This is a genomic window from Pseudomonas sp. yb_5, from assembly GCF_043103865.1.
Taxonomy (GTDB): Bacteria; Pseudomonadota; Gammaproteobacteria; order Pseudomonadales; family Pseudomonadaceae; genus Aquipseudomonas; species Aquipseudomonas putida_Y.
The window spans coordinates 1-3,113 of record NZ_JBICKE010000096.1; the positions used below are offsets into that span (position 1 = coordinate 1).

A 3,113-nucleotide genomic window follows, 5' to 3' on the forward strand; every position below is an offset into this window, starting at 1 on the left:
GCTGGGGCCGCTTTGCGGCCCTTTCGCGACACAAGGCCGCTCCCACAATTAGTTCGATGCTGGTTGTTCGAGGCGAGCAAGCTTGCCATGGCGCCGGCCAGAGCTGAAGATTCCAGATCAATACTTGCATCAATGTGGATGTACCCGATGCCCCCTGCCTTTCACCCCGACCGCCTGCGCACCAGCCTGGCGCCCTTCACCACTCGCCAGCCACTGTCGGCACAAGCGCAGGACTACCAGCGCTTCTATGGCCTGAACCTGCCGGCACACAGCTGGCTAGGCAGCTTCCAGGCGGCGGGGTTCGACCTGGTCGGGCAGGCCTGGCTACCCGAGCAGCCAAGCGCGACGCTGTTCCTGCTGCACGGCTATTACGACCACATGGGGCTGTACCAGCATGTGATTGCGTGGGCACTCAAGCAAGGTTTTGCGGTGATCAGTTGCGACCTGCCCGGCCACGGCCTGTCCAGCGGCGAGCGGGCCAGCATCACTGACTTCGCGGTGTACCAGCAGGTGCTGGAGGCCTTGTTCGAACAGGTGCACACGCTGCAACTGCCGCACCCGTGGCACCTTTGTGGGCAGAGCACGGGGGGGGCGATTGCCGTGGACCATCTGCTGCACCATGGCGCACGCAGCCCCATCGATGGCCAGGTCATCCTGCTGGCCCCGCTGGTGCGGCCATGTTCCTGGCGCTGGTCGAAGTTCAGTTATTGCGTGCTGCGCCACTTCGTCAATGGCATCGAACGGCGCTTCAGTGAGAACACCAACGACCCGGCCTTCCTGCCGTTCCTGGAGGCCGACCCGCTGCAACCGCGTCGCCTGCCAACGGCCTGGGTGGGCGCACTGATCGCCTGGGTCAAACGCATCGAGGCCGCGCCGTGCAGTGCGCGGCGGCCATTGATCGTGCAGGGGGAGGCGGATGGTACGGTGGACTGGCCCTACAACCTTGAAGTGCTCAAGGCCAAGTTTGCCGAGCCGCAGATCCTGATGCTGCCCGAGGCCCGTCACCACCTGGCCAACGAATTGCCGGGCATCCGCCAGCGCTACTTCGACTTCATCGACCAGCGTCTGGGCTGATCACTTTAGGTCGTCGGCGCTCTGGCCAACCGCCAGGCCGGCGCGCACAGCGGCCAGGGCCGCCTGGTAGTAAGCCTTGCCCTCGGGCGACTCGGCAAAGGTGGCGAACGCTTCCAGCTCGGCATCGGACAGGTCACGGTAGACGTACAGCAGGGTGTTGTTCAGGTCTTCGCCAATCTGCCCCATCAGTCGCTGGCGCTGGCCATCCAGCAGGCTCTGTGCCTGGCCGCCGCCGAACAGGCCGGGGATCATCGAGCTGAGGCTGTCGGCGGCTACACCGGCGATGGCAAGGCTGACTTCGGCGCCGGCCTCTCGTGCAGGCAGGGCTTGGGCCAGATGGCCAATGACCAGCAGACGATCGTCGCTGGCCTGGATCTTGGGCAGGCCTTTGGCGTTCTTCGCCAGTTCGTCCTTGCGGGTGGCCCTGAGCTCGGCCGCCACCACTTTGCGCCCCAGCGGTGACTGGAAGAAGGCCAGGGCCGGTGCCGGGTTGGCCAGGGTGGCGCGCAGCTTGGTCTGGGCGCGACGGTCCATCGCCTGGGCCTGGAAGCGCTGGTTGCTGTTGTTGACCAGCGCCTGGTAAACGGCGGGTGGCAAACTGTTGCGGTAGCGCTCCTGGGCGGCGGTCAGGGCATCGTTGAAGTGGGCGCGCTGGTCGGGCCAGCCGGCAGCCTTGTACAGTTGATCCAGGTTGTCTGCCCAGACAGGCATGGTGCAGATCATCAGCAGAATCAGGGAAAACAGACGGCGCATTCAGGACTCCTGTCGGCAGGGGCCTATTGTCCTTGGCCCGGCGCCGGTTTGTCGAGATATCCGCGTGTTTCTCGGCCAAGTGGCGCTGTGCGGCGACAGGGCGAATGGATATGATGCGCGCCATGCACATCTTCCCTGAATACCCGATGCTTGCGGCCGTCGTCGACGATCTGGCCACCCATGGCTGGTCCCAGCAGGCGCACTTTCTGCCTGCCGACCTGGTGCGCGCACTGGCAGCCGAGTGCCGGCGCCGTGATGCCGAAGGCGAACTCAACCCCGCAGGGGTTGGGCGGGGTGCTACCCAGGAGGTGCGCGAAGCCATTCGCGGTGACCAGATCCAGTGGATCGACCCGGGGCAGGCCGAGGCCTGCGACCAGTACCTGGCGGCGATGGATCAGTTGCGCCTGGCGATCAACCAAGGCCTGTTCCTGGGCCTGGAAGACTTCGAATGCCACTTTGCCCTGTACCCACCGGGGGCGTTCTATCGCCGGCACCTGGACCGCTTCCGCGACGATGACCGGCGTATGGTCTCGGCGGTGCTTTACCTCAATGAAGGCTGGCAACCACATGACGGTGGCCAGTTGCGCATGTTTCTGGCCAACGGTGTCGAGCACGATGTCGAGCCAGTGGCTGCTTGCCTGGTGGTTTTCCTGTCGGGCGAAGTGCCTCACGAAGTATTGCCGGCCGGGCGCGAGCGGCTGTCGTTGACCGGCTGGTTCAGGAGGCGTGGCAATGACCTTTTCTGATATGCCCAAGGTGTTGGTGAGCGCCTGCCTGTTGGGGCAGCCAGTACGCTATGACGGCCGTGCCAGTGGCCATCCCGATTTGTTGCAGCAGTGGCAGGCTGAAGGGCGCGTGGTGCCGTTGTGCCCGGAGGTGGCCGGCGGCTTGCCGACACCGCGGCCGCCAGCGGAGATACCCGGAGGGCAGGGCCGCGCTGTGCTCGATGGTGACACGCAGGTGCTGACGGTAACGGGTGAAGATGTCAGTGCCGAGTTTCTGGCCGGTGCGCAGTTGGCGCTGGAACTGGTGCGCCGGCATGGCATCCGCGTAGCGGTGCTGAAGTCTGGTAGCCCTTCGTGTGGCAACCGGTTGACCTATGATGGCACCTTCAGTGGTGTGAAAGTGGCGGGGGAAGGGGTAACCACCGCGTTGCTGCGGCGGGCGGGGGTGCAGGTGTTCAGCGAGCTGGAGCTCGACCAGGCGCAGCGGGCTTTGGCTGATATATCTGTTTGAACCTGTGCCGGCCCTTTCGCGGGTGAACCCGCTCCTACCACGGTGGTGGA

General features: G+C 65.0%; 4 protein-coding genes. 3 read left to right on the forward strand and 1 reads right to left on the reverse strand.

Features of this window, described 5'->3' with window-relative positions; all coding sequences use genetic code 11:
- Window positions 1–147 precede the first annotated feature (147 nt).
- Window positions 148–1,074 (forward strand): alpha/beta hydrolase, encoded by a 927-nt coding sequence (locus tag ACF8GF_RS16425; protein WP_392488220.1) that lies wholly within the window; start codon window positions 148–150, stop codon window positions 1,072–1,074.
- On the opposite strand, the gene ACF8GF_RS16430 is transcribed toward ACF8GF_RS16425, so the two are convergent.
- On the reverse strand, window positions 1,075–1,827 hold the full coding sequence (locus ACF8GF_RS16430; RefSeq protein ID WP_176682797.1) for a DUF2059 domain-containing protein: 753 nt from the start codon (window positions 1,825–1,827) through the stop codon (window positions 1,075–1,077). It lies immediately after the preceding gene.
- A 113-nt stretch (window positions 1,828–1,940) separates the two neighbouring features.
- On the opposite strand from ACF8GF_RS16430, the gene ACF8GF_RS16435 reads away from it, so the two are divergent.
- Both ACF8GF_RS16435 and ACF8GF_RS16440 read left to right on the forward strand, forming a co-directional pair.
- Window positions 1,941–2,573 carry a 2OG-Fe(II) oxygenase gene (locus ACF8GF_RS16435; RefSeq protein WP_392461551.1) on the forward strand — a complete coding sequence of 211 codons (633 nt, stop codon included), beginning with the start codon at window positions 1,941–1,943 and terminating at the stop codon, window positions 2,571–2,573.
- Window positions 2,560–3,063, forward strand: coding sequence for a DUF523 domain-containing protein (locus ACF8GF_RS16440; RefSeq protein ID WP_209969306.1), 504 nt, complete (start codon window positions 2,560–2,562; stop codon window positions 3,061–3,063). The genes ACF8GF_RS16435 and ACF8GF_RS16440 overlap by 14 nt, the downstream gene beginning before the upstream one ends.
- Window positions 3,064–3,113: the final 50 nt, after the last annotated feature.

What these genes read in the sequence shown, in the direction of transcription:
- ACF8GF_RS16440 (WP_209969306.1), top strand. Translation starts at nt 2,560, where the DNA reads ATGACCTTTTCTGATATGCCCAAGGTGTTGGTGAGCGCCTGCCTGTTG.
- ACF8GF_RS16430 (WP_176682797.1), bottom strand. Translation starts at nt 1,827, where the DNA reads ATGCGCCGTCTGTTTTCCCTGATTCTGCTGATGATCTGCACCATGCCT.
- ACF8GF_RS16425 (WP_392488220.1), top strand. Translation starts at nt 148, where the DNA reads ATGCCCCCTGCCTTTCACCCCGACCGCCTGCGCACCAGCCTGGCGCCC.
- ACF8GF_RS16435 (WP_392461551.1), top strand. Translation starts at nt 1,941, where the DNA reads ATGCGCGCCATGCACATCTTCCCTGAATACCCGATGCTTGCGGCCGTC.